Annotated in this window: 18 protein-coding genes; 10 read left to right on the top strand and 8 right to left on the bottom strand. The window is 61.7% G+C overall.

The annotated features are described in order from the left end of the window. Positions 1-179: 179 nt before the first annotated feature. Both PG899_RS22300 and PG899_RS22295 read right to left on the bottom strand, forming a co-directional pair. Positions 180-1,457, bottom strand: coding sequence for a tyrosine-type recombinase/integrase (locus PG899_RS22300; protein WP_077097765.1), 1,278 nt, complete (start codon positions 1,455-1,457; stop codon positions 180-182). 278 nt (positions 1,458-1,735) lie between these two features. Next, complete coding sequence (locus tag PG899_RS22295) at positions 1,736-2,050, bottom strand: YebG family protein (RefSeq protein WP_077097764.1); 315 nt, start codon at positions 2,048-2,050, stop codon at positions 1,736-1,738. A 173-nt stretch (positions 2,051-2,223) separates the two neighbouring features. On the opposite strand from PG899_RS22295, the gene PG899_RS22290 reads away from it, so the two are divergent. Further along, entirely contained in the window at positions 2,224-3,120 is an 897-nt protein-coding gene (locus PG899_RS22290; RefSeq protein ID WP_179101511.1) for an esterase/lipase family protein, read from the top strand. Between the two features lie 48 nt (positions 3,121-3,168). On the opposite strand, the gene PG899_RS22285 is transcribed toward PG899_RS22290, so the two are convergent. Next, a complete protein-coding gene (locus tag PG899_RS22285; RefSeq protein WP_077097760.1) occupies positions 3,169-5,139 on the bottom strand; it encodes an SDR family oxidoreductase in 1,971 nt (656 codons plus the stop codon). A gap of 248 nt (positions 5,140-5,387) precedes the next feature. Here PG899_RS22285 and PG899_RS22280 point away from each other — a divergent pair, with 248 nt between their 5' ends. The 4 genes from PG899_RS22280 to PG899_RS22265 all read left to right on the top strand — a co-directional run bounded on the left by PG899_RS22280 (position 5,388) and on the right by PG899_RS22265 (position 8,737). Beyond that, entirely contained in the window at positions 5,388-5,969 is a 582-nt protein-coding gene (locus tag PG899_RS22280; protein ID WP_024945221.1) for a phasin family protein, read from the top strand. An 88-nt stretch (positions 5,970-6,057) separates the two neighbouring features. Next, a complete protein-coding gene (locus tag PG899_RS22275) occupies positions 6,058-7,242 on the top strand; it encodes a patatin-like phospholipase family protein (protein ID WP_077097758.1) in 1,185 nt (394 codons plus the stop codon). 1 nt (position 7,243) lies between these two features. Continuing rightward, positions 7,244-7,894, top strand: coding sequence for a TetR/AcrR family transcriptional regulator (locus PG899_RS22270; RefSeq protein ID WP_016350698.1), 651 nt, complete (start codon positions 7,244-7,246; stop codon positions 7,892-7,894). Positions 7,895-7,936: 42 nt separating this feature from the next. Then, positions 7,937-8,737 carry a hypothetical protein gene (locus PG899_RS22265; protein ID WP_077097756.1) on the top strand — a complete coding sequence of 267 codons (801 nt, stop codon included), beginning with the start codon at positions 7,937-7,939 and terminating at the stop codon, positions 8,735-8,737. A gap of 116 nt (positions 8,738-8,853) precedes the next feature. Here the strand turns inward: PG899_RS22265 and PG899_RS22260 are convergent, their stop codons facing one another. Together PG899_RS22260 and PG899_RS22255 are read right to left on the bottom strand one after the other, a co-directional pair. Beyond that, positions 8,854-10,278, bottom strand: coding sequence for a wax ester/triacylglycerol synthase family O-acyltransferase (locus PG899_RS22260; protein ID WP_077097754.1), 1,425 nt, complete (start codon positions 10,276-10,278; stop codon positions 8,854-8,856). A 282-nt stretch (positions 10,279-10,560) separates the two neighbouring features. Beyond that, on the bottom strand, positions 10,561-10,938 hold the full coding sequence (locus tag PG899_RS22255; protein ID WP_029303024.1) for a polyhydroxyalkanoic acid system family protein: 378 nt from the start codon (positions 10,936-10,938) through the stop codon (positions 10,561-10,563). A 199-nt stretch (positions 10,939-11,137) separates the two neighbouring features. On the opposite strand from PG899_RS22255, the gene PG899_RS22250 reads away from it, so the two are divergent. Continuing rightward, positions 11,138-11,881: an FFLEELY motif protein gene (locus PG899_RS22250; RefSeq protein WP_077097752.1), complete on the top strand. Its 744-nt coding sequence runs from the start codon at positions 11,138-11,140 to the stop codon at positions 11,879-11,881. 84 nt (positions 11,882-11,965) lie between these two features. On the opposite strand, the gene PG899_RS22245 is transcribed toward PG899_RS22250, so the two are convergent. The 3 genes from PG899_RS22245 to prpB form a co-directional block, all read right to left on the bottom strand. Then, complete coding sequence (locus tag PG899_RS22245; RefSeq protein ID WP_190284299.1) at positions 11,966-13,411, bottom strand: bifunctional 2-methylcitrate dehydratase/aconitate hydratase; 1,446 nt, start codon at positions 13,409-13,411, stop codon at positions 11,966-11,968. A gap of 129 nt (positions 13,412-13,540) precedes the next feature. Beyond that, positions 13,541-14,668 carry a bifunctional 2-methylcitrate synthase/citrate synthase gene (prpC, locus tag PG899_RS22240; protein WP_043162712.1) on the bottom strand — a complete coding sequence of 376 codons (1,128 nt, stop codon included), beginning with the start codon at positions 14,666-14,668 and terminating at the stop codon, positions 13,541-13,543. A gap of 11 nt (positions 14,669-14,679) precedes the next feature. Continuing rightward, positions 14,680-15,567, bottom strand: coding sequence for a methylisocitrate lyase (prpB, locus tag PG899_RS22235; protein ID WP_077097749.1), 888 nt, complete (start codon positions 15,565-15,567; stop codon positions 14,680-14,682). Between the two features lie 148 nt (positions 15,568-15,715). Between prpB and PG899_RS22230 the strand changes: the two genes are divergently transcribed. The 4 genes from PG899_RS22230 (at position 15,716) to rsmF (ending at position 21,122) form a co-directional block, all read left to right on the top strand. Further along, positions 15,716-16,348 carry a paraquat-inducible protein A gene (locus tag PG899_RS22230; protein ID WP_039215808.1) on the top strand — a complete coding sequence of 211 codons (633 nt, stop codon included), beginning with the start codon at positions 15,716-15,718 and terminating at the stop codon, positions 16,346-16,348. Next, positions 16,326-16,934 carry a paraquat-inducible protein A gene (locus PG899_RS22225; protein WP_016350707.1) on the top strand — a complete coding sequence of 203 codons (609 nt, stop codon included), beginning with the start codon at positions 16,326-16,328 and terminating at the stop codon, positions 16,932-16,934. Before PG899_RS22230 ends, PG899_RS22225 begins: the two co-directional genes overlap by 23 nt. A 77-nt stretch (positions 16,935-17,011) precedes the next feature. After that, positions 17,012-19,564 carry an MlaD family protein gene (locus PG899_RS22220; RefSeq protein ID WP_190284300.1) on the top strand — a complete coding sequence of 851 codons (2,553 nt, stop codon included), beginning with the start codon at positions 17,012-17,014 and terminating at the stop codon, positions 19,562-19,564. 130 nt (positions 19,565-19,694) lie between these two features. Beyond that, positions 19,695-21,122 carry a 16S rRNA (cytosine(1407)-C(5))-methyltransferase RsmF gene (rsmF, locus tag PG899_RS22215; RefSeq protein ID WP_043162715.1) on the top strand — a complete coding sequence of 476 codons (1,428 nt, stop codon included), beginning with the start codon at positions 19,695-19,697 and terminating at the stop codon, positions 21,120-21,122. The last annotated feature ends 273 nt before the right edge of the window (positions 21,123-21,395 follow it).

Below are 21,395 nucleotides of genomic sequence, written 5' to 3'. Positions count from 1 at the left end.
CTACGGGGCCGCCTGCTGCTGGCGCAAGTTAGCAGACGGGCCGCAAGAAACATAAACCCTGTATATTATGCGCGGTGTTGGGTTGTAGAAGAATCCGGAGTGATGCCGGTTAAAAAACGCAGGTCCATCACAGCCATGTTCCTGAACTTCTCTCTTCGTTATCTCTCATTTTGAAAGGCCTAGTCGTGCAACCGATCCAGCGGTTTGTGATTGGCACTTTCATGGCGCTCGCTGTTGCCGGTGTGCAGGTACTTGGAGGTGGTGTCGATGCTGTCGTGGCCGGCATCGGCTTGCACGTGTGATAACGGCCGTCCGTTGAGATTGATGTCGTGAGTGATGCCGGTATGACGAATGGAGTGTGGTGTCAGGTTGCGCATCTCGGCGCCGTCCTGCATAAACCCATCTTTTTCTGCCAGCTCGGCGGCGGTCTGGATGACGCTCATCACCAGGTCACGCAGCTGGCGGATCCCGAGGTTGGCGTTGAGCTCGCCTTGTTCCCGGCCATGTGCCGCAGCTTTGTGGCGCACAAACAGCGGAGTCTGCTCATCGGGCGCCGGTAATGGTGAGAGACCGAGAAACGTCCGATAGCGTTTGAGGGCCTCAAGCAAGGCATGGGAGACCGCCACGGTGCGGCGCTTGCCACCCTTGCTGCGGGGAATGAAATAGCCCCAGACGCCGGTTTTTCCATCGCGGCGAAACTGCCCCATGACGGGGGTAAATCCCGGTCTTGCCGCGACTTCCGAGATCCGCAGGTAACAGGCGTACATCAGGCTTATCAGGAAGCGACTGCGCTCGTGCTGCTCTGGTGATTCGGCCGCCAGCAGGTCGGCTGCCTGCATCACATAGGACCACTGCAACTCGCTGAAGGCCTGGCCATGGTCGTCCGACTCCTGCTGCATTGAGCGCTTCACCCGTTGCAGTAACAGCGCGGGGTTGCGGTCCATGTACTCTTCCTGGATCAAGAACTGGAAGAAGGCAGACAGAATGGCGAGTTTGGTCTTCATGGCCTGTTCGCTGAGGCGGTACGGCAGCTCGCGGCCCAGCTCCCGCTTGCCAAGGAAGGGTCGCCATTGGGGATTGGGCAGTCGTTCTCCCCACTCCTTGTCGAGCACGAACTGGGCTACGTTGCGATAGGCAATCAGGGCCGCCGGCGGTGCCTGACAGTAATCGAGATAGCGCATCATGATGCGCCGGGTCAGATCCTTGGGGCTGATGCGCATTTCGCCGAAGCACCAGTGCAAAAACGTGGTCAGCTCGCTGCGATAGGTTTTGTAGTTGTTCTCGCTGTTGCGCTGCTCCAGCAGCCAGTCGACGGCGAGCTCATAGACCAACCCGGCATCGGGCACATCGTTGAGGCTGAGGTTGGCAAGATATTGATTGACCTGAGGGTTGCCCGCCTCTAGGTAGGCCAGACCATCGAACAGCGGCATGGCGGGTGGAAGTAACATAGTGGTCATGATGATGCTTGTGGATGAGAGGCTCGGCTCGGGGTTTGCGTGATGGTGATGCCGATAAATGGGGTTATCGGCATCACGCGGGAATGGAACGTCGATGCTGTACAGCGAACAGCATCGCCATCAACAGCTGATGCTGCATAGTGTGTTTATTCAATGGATATGCACCTTAGTTGGAAAATTCTCGGGGTAAATATCCATATAAATGCTTTAAAATTCTCATCAATGCATAAACTGAGGCTGTTTCCATACTGTGATGGGCAGCCTCCCCCGTGTCGTCCTCACGCTACACGCTTGAGGGATTTGTCTTTTGGCTTGCCCGCCTCGCTCTGTTCTTCCTGCGGCTCCGACTTGCCGCTCCCCTGCCCCTTGGCCCCGCGCAGCACGTTTTGCAGCAGATCGCGCTGCTCGGCCAGGTAGAAGGCCAGACTCTCTTGCTGCTCCGGTTCAAGGCGAACGGGCGCGCCTGCCAGCAAATGCATCAACTCATCGGCAGTGTCCAGCAGCTTGTCATAGGCATCGGCCTCTTTCTTGCTGGTAAAGGTCATCTTCTCCACTCCCCCACGCACCACAACATATTTGATCTCAACGGCCATAGCGGCGTCCTCCTTCTGATAGTGATCACAAGTATATGTATGGATATACAGTATTGCAAATAACCCCATGCAGAAGTGTTTTATTGGCGCGCCGGCTAATGATTGCGCGTCTGCCATCACATTGATGAAAGGGTCATTTGACTTCCATGCCAAACTGGTCGGATGATTGGGTCATGACGATCACAAAGCAACTCCTGATCCTGCTGCTGGTTGAGGTGACGCTCCTTGGAGGCATCGCCCATCTGGTCATTGGCCTCTCGCTACAGCTCTCCCTCCTGTTCGTGGTGGTGGCCCTGTTGGGGCTGCGCACCCTGGTGGTGCTGCTGACCTGGGGCTTTTCCCGCTTCTACCCGGTGCCTGCCATCGGTTGGCGAGCATGGTTGCCCATGGTGGGACGAGAGATAGCCGCCTACCTGCTGACCTTCACCTGGTTGCTGCCGTTCGAGCGCTGGCTGATGGCGCCAGACAAGCTGACTCCCTCCCCCCTGCCCCTGCTGCTGATCCACGGTTATGGTTGCAGTCGCGGCATCTGGCGGGTGCAACGAGCCAGACTGAAGGCTGCCGGCCACACGGTGGCGACCGTCACCCTGACCCCTCCCTTCGGCCATCTCGACGACATGGTGCCGCTCTTGGCCAATCGCATCGATGAGGTGTTGGCTGCCACCGGTGCGTCGCAGCTGGTGCTGATCGGCCACAGCATGGGTGGCCTGGTGTGCCGCGACTATCTGGCGGTGGCGGGCGGGGACAAGGTGGCCCAGCTCATCACTCTGGCCACTCCCCATCAGGGCAGCCAGCTGGCGACCCTGGGACTGGGCGACAATGCCCGCGAGATGGAGCCCGGCTCCGGCTGGTTGCAGCGCTTCGCCGCCGTACCGCTCTGCGTGCCCGGGGTCTCGGTGCGCACCAGCCACGACAACTTCGTGCTGCCCCAGTCCCGCCAACGGCTGGATGGTATGGAGGATGTGGAGCTTGCCGCCCTCGGCCACCTCTCCTTGCTCTACTCCCGCCGTACCACGGCCTTATTGTTGACCCTGCTCTCCCGCCCGCAGCCGCAAATGAAAAGGGCCTGATTGCGCAGGCCCTTTCCGTTTTTGCTACCTCAGTTCGTTGTCACCCCCCTAGAAGTGGATCCCCTTGATCAGGGTGGAGACAGCCATCTGATCTGCCGAGGCCTTGGACTCGTTGCCCTCCTTGGGGTCGGAGAAGGTGCGGAAGCTGGTGTTCATGATCACCTGGGCCACTCGCGGCGCCAGGGCATGGATGACCTGGCCGAATACCCCGAGCCGGGTGGCCAGTCGCACGTGCTTGTTGATGATGGTGTCGCACACCAGATCGGCGGCCTCTTCCGGCGTCATCATGGGCACCTGCTCATACACCTTGGTGGGCGCCACCATGGGGGTCTTCACCAGCGGCATGTTGATGATGGAGAAGTTGACCCCCTTGTCGGCAAACTCGGAGGAGGCGGTGCGCACCCAGGCATCGAGCGCCGATTTCGAGGCGACGTAGGCGGAGAAGCGCGGCGCATTGGTCAACACCCCGATGGAGGAGATGTTGATGATGTGGCCCTTCTTCTTCTCGATCATGGTGGGCAGCAGCCCCATGATCACCTTGAGGGTGCCGAAGTAGTTGAGCTGCATGGTGCGCTCCAGATCGTGGAAGCGATCAAAGGAGTCCTCAATGGCGCGGCGGATGGAGCGACCGGCATTGTTGATGAGGATGTCCACCCCGCCGTGCTCGGCCACGATCTGGCGGGTGATTGCCTCCCCTTGGGCGAGATCGGCCAGATCCCCCTGATAGACCTGCAGAGTCAATCCCAGCTCGGCAAACTCGGCCTGAGTCTCGGCAATCTTGTGCTCGTCACGGGCGATGGTCAGTACCTTGGCCCCCGCCTCGGCCAGTTTTCTCGCCGTGGCCTTGCCGATGCCGGAGGTGGCACCGGTGATCAGCACCACCTTGCCCTCGACCCGGCCGCGCAGGGTACGATCGATGAACAGCTCAGGGTCGAGGTGACGCTCCCAATAGTCCCACAGCCGCCAGGCATAGCTGTGCAGCGGCGGCACTTCGATGCCGGTCCCCTTCAGTACCCGCTGGGTTTCGCGGTTGTCGAAGCGGGTGGGATAGTTGATGAGCCGGAAGATGTCCTTGGGCAGCCCCAGATCGGCAATCGCCGCATCTCGAATGCGCCGCACCGGCGTCAGCGCCATCAGCATGGTCATCAGATGGCGGGGAATGAAGCTGAACAGGGCCGCATTGATGCGAATGGCAGGCTCGGGGGCATGGGCGGCGCGGGAGAAGGTGCTCAGCATGTCGCCGACCCGCATGGGGTGGGAATCGGTCAGGTGGAACGCCTTGTTGTCCTCTCCTTCCAGATGGGCGATGTGATCGATGGCATCCACCACGAAGTTGACCGGCACCAGGTTGATGCGTCCCCCTTCGACTCCGATGGCGGGCATCCAGGGCGGCAGCATGCGGCGCAGCTTCTGGATGGTCTTGAAGAAGTAATAGGGGCCGTCCACCTTGTCCATCTCGCCGGTGTTGGCATCACCGACCACGATACCCGGTCGGTAGATGCGCCAGGGCAGCGTGCTCTCCTTGCGCACGATTCCTTCGGCCTCGTGCTTGGTCTGGAAATAGGGCATGTCGAGGTGTTCGGCCTCATCGAACATGTCTTCCCGAAACAGGCCGTCGAACAGACCGGCCACCGCGATGGAGCTGCAGTGATGGAAACAGCGGGCCTGGAGCCGCTCGGCCAGTTGCAGGGCCTGACGGGTGCCTTCGGCATTGACCTGCTGCTGAATGCCCGCCTTGGCGTTGAGATCGTAGATGGCGGCGAGATGCAGGAAGTGGTCGACTTTGCCGATGAGAGGCTCCAGCTCGGCACTGCCCACTCCGAGCAGCGGGTGGGTCATGTCGCCGACCACGGGGATGGCGCGATCCGCCTCAACCCCCCAGTAGGCCAGCAGATCGGGTACCCGATCGAGATGGGCGGCACGCATCAAGAAATGCACCCGGCTATTCGGGCGCTGCAGCACTTTTTTAATCAGCCGGCGACCGATAAAGCCGCTGCCCCCCGTGATGAAATAGTCCATGGTATTTATATCCCTTACTGATTGGGCTGTTAGTTGCTGTTAGATATATCACGCTTTAACGCAAAATATTCATTCGAATATCATTCTTCGTGACCCAGACCAAAATTACCAGGGTTGCTTGTTCCGTTATTAGGTAGAACCCTCTATTTTTTCTCCATAGACTGAGGATGAAAGCCAAGTAATGCCACAACGAATATATCAAGGTTGTTGTCATTACCATCATCTATATCACGAGCAAGGAGATTGTCATGGCCAAAAAATTGAAAGCACTGGCAAGTTCGGTGACCGACAACCAACTCACCTCCACCATCAAGGAGTCCACCCAGCAGATCTGGTTGGCGGGTCTGGGTGCCTATGCCAAAGCCCAGGAAGAAGGCGGTAAAATCTTCGAAGCCCTGGTGCAGGAAGGGGAAGCCCTGCAAACCCGTACCCGCCAGAGCGCAGACGAGAAGATCGCTGCCATGACCGACAAGACTGCCGGTACCTGGGGACGTCTGGAGCAGGTGTTCGAGGATCGCGTGGCCCGCGCCGTCGCCAGCCTCGGCATCCCGACCCGCAAGGACATCGACAAGCTCTCCAAGCGCATGGCCGAGCTGACCGAGGTGGTACAGCAGCTGATCGATGCCCAGGATCTGGATGACGTTGCTCCGGCTGACGAGGCCAAGCCTGCCGCCGCCGCTGCCAAGAAGCCGGTGGCAGCCAAAAAGCCGCCGGTCAAGAAAGCCGCCGCCCCCATCGCCAAGGTGAAGGAAGAGGTGAAAGCACTGGCAACGGAAGTGGAGAGCGTGGCCAAAGAGGTCAAGGAGAAGAGTGAAACCACGCTCTTCTGATCCACTGACCGGCTTGTTCTGATTGCGTAATGATCCACCGGCCCATGCCCTCTGCTGGGCCGGTTTTGCATGAGAAGGGAGGCAAATCATGAGCACGATTGCGGTTGCCCTCGCCGGAGGGGGACCTCTGGGGGGGATCTACGAGATCGGAGCCTGCGCCGCCCTGGCCGACAGCATCAAGGGGCTGCGTTTCGAGCAGGCCGATATCTATGTGGGGGTGAGCTCGGGGGCGGTGATCGCCTCGGCGCTGGCCAACGGCATCTCGCCGGACAAGCTGGTGCGGATCCTGTTAAGCGATGACACCGGCGAGTTCTTCGACCCCTCCACCCTGCTGCGTCCCGCCTTCGGGGAATATTTTGACCGGCTCACCTCGCTGCCGCCGCTGGTGCTGACCTGTCTGGCCGACTATCTCTCCTCTCCCTGGAACAAGAGCCTGCTCGGCTCGTTGCAGGGGTTGTCCAGAGCGATCCCGACCGGCATGTTCGACAGCCGCGGGGTGGATCGGATCCTCACCCAGTTTTTCTCCCGCCCCGGTCGCAGCAACGACTTTCGTGAGCTTGCCAGCCGGCTGTTCGTCATCGCCACCGAGCTCGATACCGGCCGCGCGGTGGCCTTCGGCAGCCCTGGGCTGGACCAGGTGCCCATCTCCGCCGCGGTACAGGCCTCGGCCGCCCTGCCCGGTCTGTTCCCGCCCTCGCTCATCGATGGCCGCTACTACGTGGACGGTGCGCTGATCAAGACGCTGCACGCCTCGGTGGCGCTGCAGGAGGGGGCCGATCTGGTGTTTTGCATCAACCCGCTGGTGCCCTTTGATGCGGGACTGGCCTGCGAACACCCCGCCAAGCTGGTGGACCGCGGTCTGCCGGTGGTGCTGGCCCAGACGTTTCGCGCCATCATCCATTCGCGCATGCACGTGGGGATGGATCGCTACAAGCACCAGTATCCCGAGGCGGATGCCCTGCTGTTCGAACCCTCCTCGGCCGACGGCGAGATGTTCTTTACCAATGTGTTCAGTTACCGGGATCGGCGCCATCTGTGCGAGCACGCCTTCCAGCATACCCGCCAGGATCTGTGGCAGCGACGGGACGAGCTTGGCCCCATCCTCGCCAGACATGGGTTGGAACTGGATCTGGGCGCGCTGGCCGATGAACAGCGTTCCCTGCTGACCCCGGGCACCGGCTCGGTGGCAGCGCTGGATGCCTCTTTGACCCAGCTGCAGCACTGGCTGACTCGCCGCTATGGCGGCAAGGGTCGCCGGCAATCGAAGGAGTAGCATGGACTGCAAACCCAAGCGGCGTACGCGGGATCGCATCCTGGCCACCGCCCTCGCCCAGTTCAACCTGCTGGGCGAGCCGACCGTCACCACCTCCGCCATCGCGGCCGAGCTGGAGATGAGTCAGGGCAACCTCTATTACCACTTTCACAACAAGGAGGAGATCGTCAACGCCCTGTTCGGCGAGTTTGAACAGGAGATGGCCCACCTGCTCGATACCATTACGCCGCCGCTGAACGAGGCGGAAGACATCTGGTTCTTCTTGCACCTGATGTTCGAACTCATCTGGAAGTACCGTTTTTTCTATTACGACATCAGCACCCTGATGAGCGGCAACCACAAGGTGGAGCTGCGCTTCTCGGCCCTGCTGCGGCGCAAGGAGCAGACCGCTGCCGCCATCTGTCACAGCCTCTGGCGCAGCGGCCTGCTGCAAGGCGATGAGACGCAGGTGACGGCGCTGGCCGCCAACATCGCGCTGGTCGGGACCTTCTGGATCTCCTACCAGCGGGCGCTGCATCCGCGGGCCGATGCCGACATCGCGCTCGGGGTGTTTCAGGTGATGCAGCTGGTGGCCCCCCGGCTGCGAGCCGATGCCCGCGCCGATCTGGATGCCATCGCCACCCATTATCAGCCCGCCACCACGGCGAGCTGACAGCATCGTGTATTTGATTGTGTTTTTAACAGGGAGAATCATATGACCACTTCACAGCCCAAATTGTCCGATTTCACCCCCTTCCCCTGGCCGGATGCGGCCTATGACTATGCCGGGGAGCGCCTTGCGCAGCATTGGGAGCGGCTACACCAGGGGGATGCCGAACCCTGGCCCGAAGATGAACAAGTGCAGGAAGCCTGGCGCGCTTATCACGCCGGTGATTTCGCCCGCGCCGTCACTCTGGGGCTGGGCGCCGGCGAGGAGGGCCTCAACGTGGCGAACAAGGCGCTGGTGATCCACGCCAGCTACCTGCTGGATGACAAGTATGCCAAGCGCGAAGCGTTCGAGCTGGCCGCCAGCAACGCCGAGAAGCTGCAAAAGCGCCAGCCTGGCAACGTCAACGCCTGGTACTTCCACGCCCTGGCGCTGGGTCGTTACAGCCAGGTGATCTCGGTCTCCAAGGCGCTCTCCATCGGCATCGGTGACAAGATCAAGAGCAGCCTGGAGCAGGCGCTGACCCTTGAACCTGACCACGCAGAGGCTCATATCGCCTTCGGTGCCTGGCATGCGGAGATCATCGACAAGCTGGGCGCCATGATCGGTGGTATCACCTACGGCGCCAAGAAGGATGAGTCCGAGCGTCACTTCAAGGCGGCGCTGGCCATCATCCCCCACTCCGCCATCGCCCGCATGGAGTACGCCAACGCCATGGTGATGATGCACGGCAAGAGCAAGATGGCGGCCGCCGAGGCGCTCTACGGCGAGGCCGCCGCGTGCGAGCCGCTGGATGCCATGGAGCGGCTCGACGTGGAAGCCGCCCGTGAGGAGCTGGCGGACGAGTAAGGCAGCCATTGCTGCAATGAAAGAGGCCAACCCCCGGGTTGGCCTCTTTTCTTTTTCACTTTTTTTCTTGCAGGCTTCCTTTCTTGCCGGCTCCTTCTCTTGCAGGAGTGGCACGGTCAGCCGTGCAGCAACTGATCCAGCATGTCGGGATCATAGAGCAGGTCCGGCTCCATCAACACCAGCAGCAGTAACTGCTCAAACTCCACGGCGAAGCGCTCGACGATGAGATCCGGGTCCGGCACCCGCTTCTTGTCGGTGATGAGGCCGAGCTGCACCTTGTTGTCATAGGAGAGAATGGAGACGCCGACCGCGATGTCGCCGGCCTGGGGCACCCAGAACAGCGGCTGACGCAGGCGGGCGCCGGCCAGATAGAGGGTCTGCTGCGGGCCCGGTACGTTGGTGATGACCGCGCTGGCCTTGGCCGAGAGGATGTCGATGGCCTGCTGCTGTACCGCCTTGGGGGCCATGCCCATCACTTCCAGCAAGTTGAGCACCACCGCCGGCTGCAGGGAGGACTTGAGCGCCTGCATCCGATCCCGCACCACATAGAGCCGCTGCAGCGGGTGCTCGATGTTGAGGGGCAGATCCAGAGCCACCAGCCCGAAGCGATTGCCCAGCGCCCCCTTGTCGTCCGGGGCGCGCATGTTGACCGGCACCAGCGCCCGGATGTCGATGTCGGTCTGGTCGCCCTGCTCCAGCAGGTAGTGGCGAAACGCACCGGCGGTGGCGGCGATCAGCAGATCGTTGACCGAGCAGCCGAGCACTCGCCCTACCGCCTTCACGTCCGGCAGCGGGATTTGTTCTGACCAGGCTACCCGCTTGGTACTGCCGGTCTCCCCCTTGAGCCGGGTATTGGCATCATCGGAGAGGGTGGCGATGGTATAAAGCTCGGCGGTCACGTCCCGGCTGGTCTTGAGGTAGTCCATCGCCTTGGTGGGATGGGTCAGCACCTCGACGTACTTGGACCAGAGGGTGCCGGTCAGCTTGAGGCCGGCCCGCAGCAGGCGACTGCCCTGCTGATCGTGCTCCTCGTCGCCGTCGTCATTGGCCACCGGCTCGGGTTGGGGTCTGGGGGGCGCCACCGGGCTCTCGTCCATCATGGTCAGCATGGCCCGCACCAGAGAGAAGCCGTCCCCCATGGCGTGGTGAAAACGCACCACCAGCGCCTGGCCGCCCAGAGAGGTATCCACCAGGTGCATCTCCCACAGCGGGCGCTGGTGGTTGAGCGGGGTGGAGGCAAAATCGGCCACCAGCCGCTCCAGCTCGGCTTTGCCGGCCTTGCCTGGCAGGATCACCCGCTTGAGGTGCAGGTCGAGGTCGAAGTCGGGATCGGTGCGCCAGTAGTATTCGCCCCCTTCCAGGCAGGCCTTCTGCCCGAAGCGCGGCTGTACCCGAACTGTGTGCAGCAGGCTCTCCCGCAAGATGGCTTCATCCAGCTGACCGTCGAACATCAGCACGCCGACGATCTGCATCAAGTTGTTGGGCCGGTCCATCCGCAGCCAGGCGGTATCGACACAGGAGATGAGTTCACACACAGACATGTATTATCCCTATCGTTTCGCGTTATTTGTCTCCTGCCGTTTCATGAATTGGCTTGATCAGGAGTGAATGAACAAATAGCACTTATATGTTGGTGAAACTGCACGGCGATTAATTCAGGATGATGTTTCATGACAAAAATGGAGGCAATTTTCATGCCTCTTAAAATAAAGCAAACAAAGTGTGCTTGGCCCTTTTAATAATAAATATCAGGCCGGGTCACGATAGTGGAATCGGTTATTTCATGACTATTTCTTGCGCTGGATCAGTATTTATTGGCCTCATCAGCGCCGGGTTGGGCAAGGCAGGCGCTGATCGACGTATTCGAGGATCTCCTGCTCCAGCACGCTGCGCACCGGCAACAGCATCAGGCCGAGGCGCACCTCCAGCGACAGGGTATCGTCGGTGAGGAACAAAGAGCCGTTGACCCCGGCGCCACGAAACAGCAAGCGGGTCTCCTCCTCGTCTTCCCACTCGCAGTCGAGTTCGTACTCCTCGCTCATGTCCTGGGCGATGGCTTCGGCGGCCAGTCTGGCGCCGGCGAGGCCCAGCGGGTGTTGGCGGCTGACCTGGATGGTCGACAGGCTGCTGCCGGCAAGGGGATCGTATAGAAACATGCTAACTCTCTGAGCGATGACAACATTTATTGATATTAAACACATGAATCAAACAAGTGAAAGCCATTTGCAACATTTTTGGGACTCACTTAACAAAGCCTGTTGAGTAAAAGCTCCATCGATTCCGCCTGGGCTGCCGCCGCGTTACACTGGACCGGCAACACGTGACGAGCGTCGGCAAGGCGCCGCCTGTCGTCATGTCTATCCGTGACAGGCCATTGGAAACAGGTCAAGAGAGCCGCAAATGACCCAACAGCAACAACCATTCGATGACCCGCAACCGGATGAAGAGAGTACCCTGGCGCGACTCTATCGCCAGCTCAACCGGGTGGCCGCGCTGCGCGAGCAGATGCGCACCCATCCGCAGGATCAGCAAGACAGGGACGCATTGCGCCAATGGCAGGCCGATCGGCTGGGGCGTACCCACCGCGATCTGCTGGAGAGCAAGCGCTACGGGCCGGCCGCGCAGTTCTTCCTGACTGACCTCTATGGGCCGGGAGATTGTGCCCGCCGGGATGCGGACGTGATGCGGGTGATGCCGACCGCCGAGCGACTGTTGCCGGAATCCGGTCTCAAGGTGCTGGCGCAGGCAATTGAACTCGATGCCCTCTCCGAGGAGCTCGACTACCTGATGGTGGTGGCGCTGCGTCGCAGTGGCCGCATGGCGCGGCTGAATGCCAAGTCCTATGCCCTCGCCTATCAGGAGGTCGGTGAGGAAGCGCGCCGCCGTCATCAGTTGCAACTGGTCACCGAACTGGGGATGACCCTGGATCGGCTGGCCAGAAAGCCGCTGCTCGGGGCAACCTTGAAGCTGGTATCGGGGCCGGCCCATCTGGCGGGACTGGGCGAGCTGTTTACCTTTGTCGAACGGGGTTACCGGGTCTGTCACCACATGGGACGAGCCAACGAGTTTCTCGAGACCATCGCCAGCCGCGAGACGGCCATCATGCAGGCGCTGCTGGCGGGCGACGAGACTGTGCTGGATTGACCCTGGGAGCCATGCGGGCAGACATGACAAAGCGGGCCGAGTGGCCCGCTTTTCATTTATAACAGTATGCCGATAGACAAGCGGTCAGATCACCAGCAGGTCCATAAAGGCGTGCACCGGGGTGGCGGCCAGTTGCTTGCCATCCTGGCAGAGGGCCAGGATCGCCTCGGCCCGTTTGGCCGGGAAGCGGGTGGCCAGGTTGTGGCGAAACTTCTCCACCAGCAGCGGGATCCCCTCTTCGCGGCGGCGACGATGACCGACCGGGTACTCCACCTCCACCTTCGGCGTGTGGGTGCCGTCCTTGAAGAAGACCTGGATGGCGTTGGCAATGGATCGCTTGTCCGCTTCCAGATATTCGCGGCTGTAACGTTTGTCCTCCTGCACCACCATCTTGGCTCGCAGCCCATCGATGCGGGGATCGGCGGCCACGGCGTCCTCGTAATCCTCGGCGATCAGGCGACCGAAGATGAGCGGCGCCGCCACCATGTACTGCAGGCAGTGATCCCGGTCGGCCGGGTTGTTGAGGGCGCCGACCTTGCTGATGATGCGAATGGCCGACTCATGGGTGGTGAGCTCGATGCGGTCGATCTCGTCGAGGCGTCCCTTCACCTGCTCATGCAGCTTCATGGCGCACTCCACCGCGGTCTGGGCGTGGAACTCGGCAGGATAGGAGATCTTGAACAGCACGTTTTCCATCACATAGCTGGCGTAGCCCTGATGCAGGGCGAACTGGTTGCCCTTGAACAGCACGTCGTAGAAGCCCCACTTGGGGGCAGTCAGAGCGCCGGGATAGCCCATCTCGCCGCTCATGGTGATAAGGGCGAGGCGCACCGCCCGAGAGGTGGCATCCCCCGCCGCCCAGCTCTTGCGCGACCCTGCATTGGGTGCATGACGGTAGGTACGCAGGCTCTGGCCATCGACCCAGGCCTGGGAGACCGCATCGATCACCTGATCGCGGCTGCCGCCGAGCATGTGGGTCACCACGGCGGTACTGGCAACCTTCACCAGCACCACGTGATCGAGACCGACCCGGTTGAAGGAGTTCTCGAGCGCCAGCACCCCCTGGATCTCATGGGCCTTCACCATGGCCGTCAGCACATCGCTCATGGTGAGCGGCGCCTTGCCTTCGGCCACCCGGGTACGGGAGAGCCAGTCGGCGGTGGCGAGGATGCCACCCAGGTTGTCGGAGGGGTGACCCCACTCGGCGGCCAGCCAGGTGTCGTTGTAATCGAGCCAGCGGATGATGGCACCGATATCCCAGGCCGCCTTGACGGGGTCGAGGCAGAGCTGGGTGCCGGGTACCCGGGCGCCGAAGGGCACGACGGTGCCCGGCACGATGGGACCGAGGTGCTTGGTGCACTCGGGAAAACGCAGGGCCAGCAGGCCGCAGCCCAGGGTATCCATCAGGCAGTAACGGGCGGTATCGAGGGCTGCCTGGCTGGTGATGGGGTGATTGCAGACGTAATCGGCAATATCGACCAGCACCTGATCGGGGTCTGGTCTGTGGTTGACGTCGACGTTGGCGGACATCGTGACTTCCTTATCGTTGTTGTGAATGAAACAGGGTGATGAAACGGCGCCCTGCCCGCCCGCCTGCGCGTATCGACCCCGGTGCTGCCGGGGTCGGGTGAGGCAAGGGAGTGACAGGGCCGCCCATGTTTATCGCTGCTGCAGCGAGACGAAATGACGGGGCGCCGGGCCGACATAATCGGCGCTCGGGCGGATGATCCGGTTGTGTTCGCGCTGCTCCATCACGTGGGCGCACCAGCCGGTGACCCGCGAACAGACGAAGATGGGGGTGAACAGCTTGGTCGGGATCCCCATGTAGTGATAGGCGCTGGCGTGGAAGAAGTCGGCGTTGGGGAAGAGTTCTTTCTCCTCCCACATCACCTTCTCTGCCTCGCAGGAGACGCGGTAGAGCCTGCTATCGCCCACTGCCTCGGCCAGCTTGGCCGACCAGTTTTTGATGATGACGTTGCGCGGATCCGAGGTGCGATAGACGGCGTGGCCAAAGCCCATGATCTTCTCCTTGGCCGCCAGCTTGGCCAGCAGCTCGCGCCGCGCCTGGGCCTCATCCTGCCAGGGTTCGATCATCGCCATGGCCGCCTCGTTGGCGCCGCCGTGCAGCGGGCCGCGCAGGGTGCCGATGGCCGCGGTGACGCAGGAGAACATGTCAGATAGCGTCGAAGCGCAGACCCGCGCCGCGAAGGTGGAGGCGTTGAACTCATGCTCGGCGTAGAGAATGAGGGAGACGTGCATCACCCGGCGCTCCAGTTCGCTCGGCGCCTTCTGGTGCAGCAGCGCCAGGAAGTGGCCGCCGATGCACTCCTCGTCGGTGTCAAGGGCGATGCGTACCCCGTCGTGGCTGAACTTGTACCAGTAGAGGAGAATGCCCGGGAAGGCGGCCAGCAGCCGATCCGCCACTTCATGCTCGTGCTCGAAGCCATCTTCCGGCTCCAGATCGCCAAGCATGGAGCAGCCGGTGCGCAGTACATCCATGGGGTGGGCATCGGCGGGAATGCGCTCGAGCACTTCCAGCAGGGCGGCAGGCAGGGTGCGCAGGCTGCGCAGGGTCCGCTTGTAATCCTCGAGCTGCTGCTCGTCCGGCAGCTCGCCCTTGAGCAGCAGGTAGGCGACTTCTTCGAACTGGGCGCCGTCGGCCAGCTCCTGGATGTCATAGCCGCGATAGGTGAGCCCGGTGCCGCTCTTGCCCACGGTGCAGATGCTGGTCTCCCCCGCGCTCTGGCCACGCAGGCCGGCGCCACCCAACGGTTTTTGCTGTCCCATTGCCTTTCCTCCTAGTCCCTGGATGTAAACAGACGGTCCAGCGTCTGCTCGTAGTGGTGATAACCGAGGAAATCGTAGAGCGACTCCCGGGTCTGCATGGTGTCGACGACGGCCCGCTGATGGCCATCCTGGCGAAGGTGCTGATAGACGTTGAGGGCCGCCTGATTGGCCGCCCGGCTGGCACTCAAGGGATAGAGCACCATGTCGACGCCGTGGGCGGCGAGTGCCTCCTTGTCGAACAGCTCGGTTTTGCCAAATTCGGTCATGTTGGCGAGAATGGGCACCCCGGCCGCCTGCTTGAACAGGTCATACTGACCGAGTTCGGTCACTGCCTCGGCGAAGATCATGTCGGCCCCGGCGGCCACATAGGCGGCGGCGCGCTCCAGCGCCGGGCCAATCCCCTCCACCGCCAGCGCATCGGTGCGGGCCATGATGATGAACTCGTCACTCTCGCGGGCATCCACCGCCGCCTTGATGCGATCACACATCTCTTCCTGCGAGACCACCGCCTTGTTGGGCCGGTGACCACAGCGCTTCTGGGCCACCTGATCTTCCATGTGCACGGCGGCCACCCCGGCCCGCTCGAAGGCGCGCACGGTGCGAGCGATGTTGAATGCCCCGCCCCAGCCGGTGTCGATGTCGACCAGTAGTGGCACACGGGTGGCTGCGGTGATGCGCTCGGCGTCGATCAGTACGTCGTTGAGGGAGGTCATGCCGAGATCCGGCAGGCCATAGGAGGCGTTGGCAACGCCGGCGCCTGACAGATAAATGGCCTGAAAGCCGCTGCGCTCCGCCATCAGCGCCATGTAGGCATTGATGGTGCCGACGATCTGCAGGGGGCGTTCGTTGGCGAGGGCGGTGCGAAAACGCAGGCCTGCCGAGGGGGTAAGGCTGGACATCATGACTCCTTTCACTTGTCTGGTGAGACTATCTAATATCACGTTTACGTTAACGTCAATCATACTTTCGTGGCATGCCCCCGCCAGGCAAGACAGGACGCGGCTTTTAGGGTAAATTTCACCAATTCCTTCAACAGGTTGAATCGTAATGTCGGATCTCAATCCCGTGATCGTCTGCCCGGCTTGCGACTTGCTGATCGAACGCAAGTTATTGCCGCTGAGGCGCCACGCCCACTGCCCCCGCTGTCACCAGCATCTGTACGGGCGCTATGCATTTCGCCCCTCCCAATTGATGGCGCTGACCATCACCGGCTTCCTGTTGCTCCCGTCCGCCTTCTTCGAACCGCTGATCTACCTGCGCCTGGCCGGCGTCAACTCGGACGCCAACCTGCTCAAGGGCATCATGGTGCTGCTGCTCGAGCACGAGATCTGGGTGGCGGGGCTGGTGTTCTGGTGCGCCGTGCTGGCGCCGGTGGGCTTGCTGCTCGGGATCTTTGCGCTGGCCTCGGGCCTCGCCAAACGCTGGCACATACTGGCGCCGACCCTGAAGGCGGTGGAGGTGTTTCGTCACTGGGCCATGCTGGAGGTCTACATCGTCAGCCTGCTGGTCGCCCTGTTCAAGCTGATCGACATCGCCGACGTGCGCCTCGGCGGCGGACTGTTGAGCCTGGGGATCCTGATGCTGCTCAACCTGACCCTGCTGATCCTGTTTGACCCGGCCCCCTACTGGGAGCGAGTGCCACTGGAGGAGCCGGACCATGTCCCAGACCAGCGCTCGTGAACTGGGGCTCTGCCGCTGCCACACCTGCGGCCTGTTGGTACGCTATCAGGCGGGCAGCGTCTGCCCTCGTTGTCACAGTCGGCTGCAGGTGCGCATTCCCCACTCCCTGGCCTGGTCCTGGGGGCTGCTGGCGCTGGCCAGCTTCATGCTGCTACCCGCCAACCTGCTGCCCATTACCCATTTCTATAACAAGGGATTGTTGCAGTCCGACACCATCTTCAGCGGTATCATGATGCTCTATCGCAGCAAGATGTCGGGTATCGCCACCATCGTCCTCACCGCCAGCATCATAGTGCCGGTGGGCAAGATCCTGGGGCTGGGTTGGATCTGCTGGCAGCTGCAGCGAACCAAGCCGGTGCGGCGCAAACGCCAGCTCATCATGTATCGCATCATCGATTTCATCGGCCGCTGGTCCATGCTGGACTTGTTCGTCATCTCGCTGATGGTGGCCCTGGTGGATCGCGGGGTGCTGCTCAACGTGCGGGCCGGCCCCGGCGCCACCGCCTTTGCCGGCGTGGTGGTGCTGACCATGATGTCGGCTCGCATGCTGGATACGCGCCTGCTGTGGGACAAGGCGGCCCGCTAGGGTCGGCTATCACATATGCCTGAAACTGTTTGTCTTTATCTGAACTGCTGTTTATCTCAGCCAATTAAGGAGTCGGTATGATCGGGGCTGAACCCGTCATTGAGAAGCGTCGCTGGTTGTCACCCGTCTGGTTGCTGCCCTTTATCGCCCTGTTGCTGGCGGGGGGCTTCATCTACCAGCAGTTTGCCAGTAGTGGCCAGCTGATCCGCATCAACTTCGCCCAGGGCAACGGTATCCTGCCGGGCAAGACCCAGGTGCGCTATCAGGGGGTCGCCATCGGGGTGGTGCAGGAGCTGGAGCTGGCCGAGGATGGCCGCAAGATAGCCGTGCTGGCCAAGATTGACAGCCGGGCCCGCCCGCTCATCCGCAAAGGCTCGGATTTCTGGCTGGTGAGCCCCAAGGCATCGCTCACCGAGATCTCCGGTCTCGATACCCTGGTCTCCGGCAACTACATCAACCTGCAGCCCGGGCGTGACAACAACCCGCTGCAGGAGGAGTTCGACGCGCTGGACGGCCCTCCCCCCGGTTATCAGGCCCAGGGGCGGATGCTGCACCTGACCGCCGATTCGCTCGGCTCGGTCGGCATCGGCGCCAAGCTCTATTTTCGCGGTATCGAGGTGGGCAGCGTCATCAACACCCGCCTTGGCGAAGAGAACCAGAACGTGATCCTGGATCTGGTGATCGAGCCGCGTTTTGAGCACCTCATCAAGGCCGACACCCGCTTCTGGAACATCAGCGGCATCAAGGGCTCCTTCAGCCTGGCCGGGGTCAATGTGGAGGCCGGCAGCCTCACCTCCATCCTGAGCGGCGGCATCGCCTTCGACTCTCCCAAGGACTCTCCGGAGCCGGAGAAAGGCCAGGTCTTTACCCTCTACAAAGGGTTGGCCGAAGCGGCTCGCGGCGAGCGGATCGACATTTTGGCGGGGGATCTGCCCATCAAAGAGGGGATGCCCATCCTGTTCGAAGGCATCGAGATCGGTCGCATCGACCCCATTCGCCTCACCGACAAGGGCCGGGTGGTGACTGCACTGATCAACCCGGAACAGGCGTTTCGGATCACCGGCAACAGTCGTCTGGTATGGGAGAGCGTCTCCCTTGACGCCGGTGGTATCAAGCATGCGGATCGCCTGCTGGCGGGTCCGGCCATTCGCCTCGACTATGTGGCGGGTGAGCGGGTCAAGGCCATGACCCTGAGCAGTAAAGAGCAACCGGGTGGCATCAAACTGGTGCTGCAGGCCGACGATCTGGCCGGCCTCAACGAAGGAGCGCCGCTCTGGTACAAGGGCTTGCAGGTGGGTCAGATCAGCCAGCTTACCCTGGATGGTGGCGGCAATGCCAGCGTGACCCTGGTCGTGCAGAGCCAGTATCAGCATCTACTGAACCGTGCCCGTTTCTATCGGGCAGCGCCGCTGCAGATCGATGCCGATCTGAGCGGCATCAAGGTGGAAACCAGCCCGGCCAGCGCCTGGATCGGTGGCGGCATCAAGCTGGTGCAGGCCCCCACCGGCGAGCGGCTCAACCGGCTCTATCCCAGCCAGGAACTGGCCCTGCTCGGTACCCGGGATACCAAGCCCCGTCGCTGGATCTTGAAGGCGGAGCAGGCTGACGGCATCGGCATCGGCTCCCCCGTGCTCTATTTGGGGCTAGAGGCCGGCAAGGTCAACGCGCTGCGCGCCGCCAAGGAGGGGGTGGAGATCGAACTCGAGATCGCCGGTGTCTATGCCCCCTTGCTGGAGCAGCAGCCGCAATTCTGGAAAAAACCGGCGCTGGATACCCGGGTGCGGGTGGATGGCGTGCAGGTCAAGGTGGGGAATCTCGCCACCCTGCTGCGCGGCGCCATCGAATTCGATCGGCTCGGCACGGGCCGCAGCAGTCACCAGCTGTTCGACAGCAAGGAGCAGGCCAAGGCCAAGGTACGGACCCTCTCCCTGGTGGCTGACAGCAACCCGGGACTCGGGGTCGGCAGCCCTATCCGCTACCGCGGGGTCGACATCGGCAAGATTGAACAGATTGAGCTGGAGCCAACCCTGGGTCAGGTGATCTTCAAGGCCGAGCTGGATGGCCAGTATGCCGCGCGCTTCCTGCAGTCTGGTGCCCGCTTCACCCTGGTGCAGGCCAAGCTGGGGCTGGGCGGCGTGGCCCACCTCGATACCCTGATCAAGGGCGCCTTTGTGGAGGCGCAGCCCGGTCAGGGCGCAGGCAAGGAGCGCTTTCCCCTCAGCCAAAGCGGCCCGGCCGGCCTGGCGCTTACCCTCAAGAGCGCGTCGGTCAACGGCTTGAGCGTCGGCAGCCCATTACTGTTTCGCAAGATGGTGGTGGGCAGCGTGACCAAGGTAGCGCTGGCCCGCGATGGCAGCGAGGTGCTGATCGACGTCAACGTGGAGCAGGAGTACGCCCATCTGGTGCGGGCCAACTCCCGCTTCTGGAATGTCTCCGGGGTCAAGGCAGATATCGGCCTGACCGGTGGCACCATCGAGGTAGAGACGGTGCAGAGCCTGCTCGCCGGCGGCATCGCCTTCAATACGCCGGAGAAAGAGATGGGGCCGACCGTCAAGGCCGGTCACAGCTACCCGCTGCATCCCAAGGCCGAGAAAGAGTGGCAGGAGTGGAGCCCCCGCATCCAGCCCTGATCGCTCCCCTCACCTACGTTCACCCAAGCCCGGCACTGTGCCGGGCTTGTTTTTACCCGCCGTGTTTTCAGAATATTCCTACCCTTGTGATAAGATGTCGCCCCTCTTTTTCGGTCAACGAGACTGCACCGTGCACGACAACACCTATCTTCCCGATCACTTCTTGCGCCATATCGCGGCCATCATGCCGGCGCACCTCTCCATGGATGAGTTCGTGGCCAGTTGTCGACGACCGCTGCGGCGCAGCATTCGGGTCAATACCCTGAAGATCTCGGTGGCGGAGTTTGTGGTGCAGATGCAACCGCTCGGTTGGCAGCTCGATCCCGTGCCCTGGTGCGACACCGGCTTCTGGCTCAGTCGCGAAGACGAGAGCGTGCCCCTTGGCAACACCGCCGAGCATTTGAGCGGTCTCTTCTATATTCAGGAGGCGAGCTCCATGCTGCCGGTCACCGCCCTGTTTGCCTGCGAGCAGACCCGGCGCGACGGCATGTTGCTGGACGCGGCGGCGGCCCCCGGCTCCAAGACCACCCAGATCGCGGCCTTGATGAACAACCAGGGCATGCTGGTTGCCAACGAGTACTCCAGCAGCCGGCTCAAGGTGCTCAGTGCCAATCTGCAGCGCTGCGGCGTGACCAACGTGGGCATGACCCACTTCGATGCCAAGGTCTTCGGCCAGTGGTTGCCAGAAACCTTCGATGCCATCCTGCTCGACGCCCCCTGCTCCGGCGAGGGCACGGTACGCAAGGATGAAGACGCCTTGCGCAACTGGAGCATCGAGAGCATCGACGAGATTGCCGCGGTACAGCAGGGATTGCTGGAGAGTGCCTTTCATGCCCTCAAACCGGGCGGCGTGCTGGTCTACTCCACCTGTACCTTGAGCCTGCAGGAGAACCAGGCAGTCTGTCAGTCACTGCTGGACAAGTTCGGCGATGCGTTCAGCTTTGACTCGCTGGCCGATCTCTTCCCCGCTGCAGAGCAGGCCTGCACGCCGGAAGGATACCTGCACGTTTGGCCCCAAATCTTCGACAGTGAAGGCTTTTTCGTTGCAAGATTGCGCAAGCACCACTCCGTACCCAACACCATGTTCAAACCGGGCAAGCTCGGCAAATTCCCCTTCTCGCCGCTGCCGGCCAAAGAGTCCGAGCCCATGCTGCGCGAGATTGAAGCCGCCTTCGGGGTCGTGCCGCAGGGCAATCTGTTTGGCCGCAGCGAGGAGATCTGGCTCTTCCCCCAGCTGTTCGAACAGGTGCAGGGCAAATTGCGCTTCGATCGCATCGGGCTGAAACTGGCGGAGACCTTCAAGAAAGGTTATCGGCTGACCCATGAGTGGGCGCTGGCCTATGGCGACGGCGCGAGCAAGGGATTCGTCGAGCTCGGCATTGCTGATGCGCGGGAGTTCATGATGGGGCGGGATGTGTGGCCGGAGCAAGCCGCCGGCACTGGCGAGGTGATCGTTCGTTATCAGGGTCATACCCTGGGCATGGGGAAATGGGTGGGCAGCCGGGTCAAGAATGCCCTGCCCCGCGAGCTGGTGCGCGACAACAATCTGTTCGTGTAACGAGTGTCGTCGGAGCAGGAAAACCCACACTCCGGTTGAACTTTTACGTGGATCTTGAAGGGGGAACCGCAGAATTCGGAAAAAATCGTACGCTAAGCTAACGGTGTTCTCGTGACAGCTCTTTGACTAGGCTTTCTAAGGCCATTCTGATAGCCCTGACTTCCTGAAAAGCCATGGCTAAAATTTGTGCGGCTAAAAGGGATAACCGATGGTAAAGTAAGTTATCCCTGTCGAGATACTGAAAAGCGTTATCCTCGTTTTTCCCAAAACTGT

Source organism: Aeromonas sp. QDB39 (assembly GCF_027707585.1).
GTDB classification, from domain to species: Bacteria; Pseudomonadota; Gammaproteobacteria; order Enterobacterales; family Aeromonadaceae; genus Aeromonas; species Aeromonas hydrophila.
The sequence above is the reverse complement of the archived record's forward strand: the minus strand, read 5'-3'. Positions and strand labels throughout refer to the sequence as shown.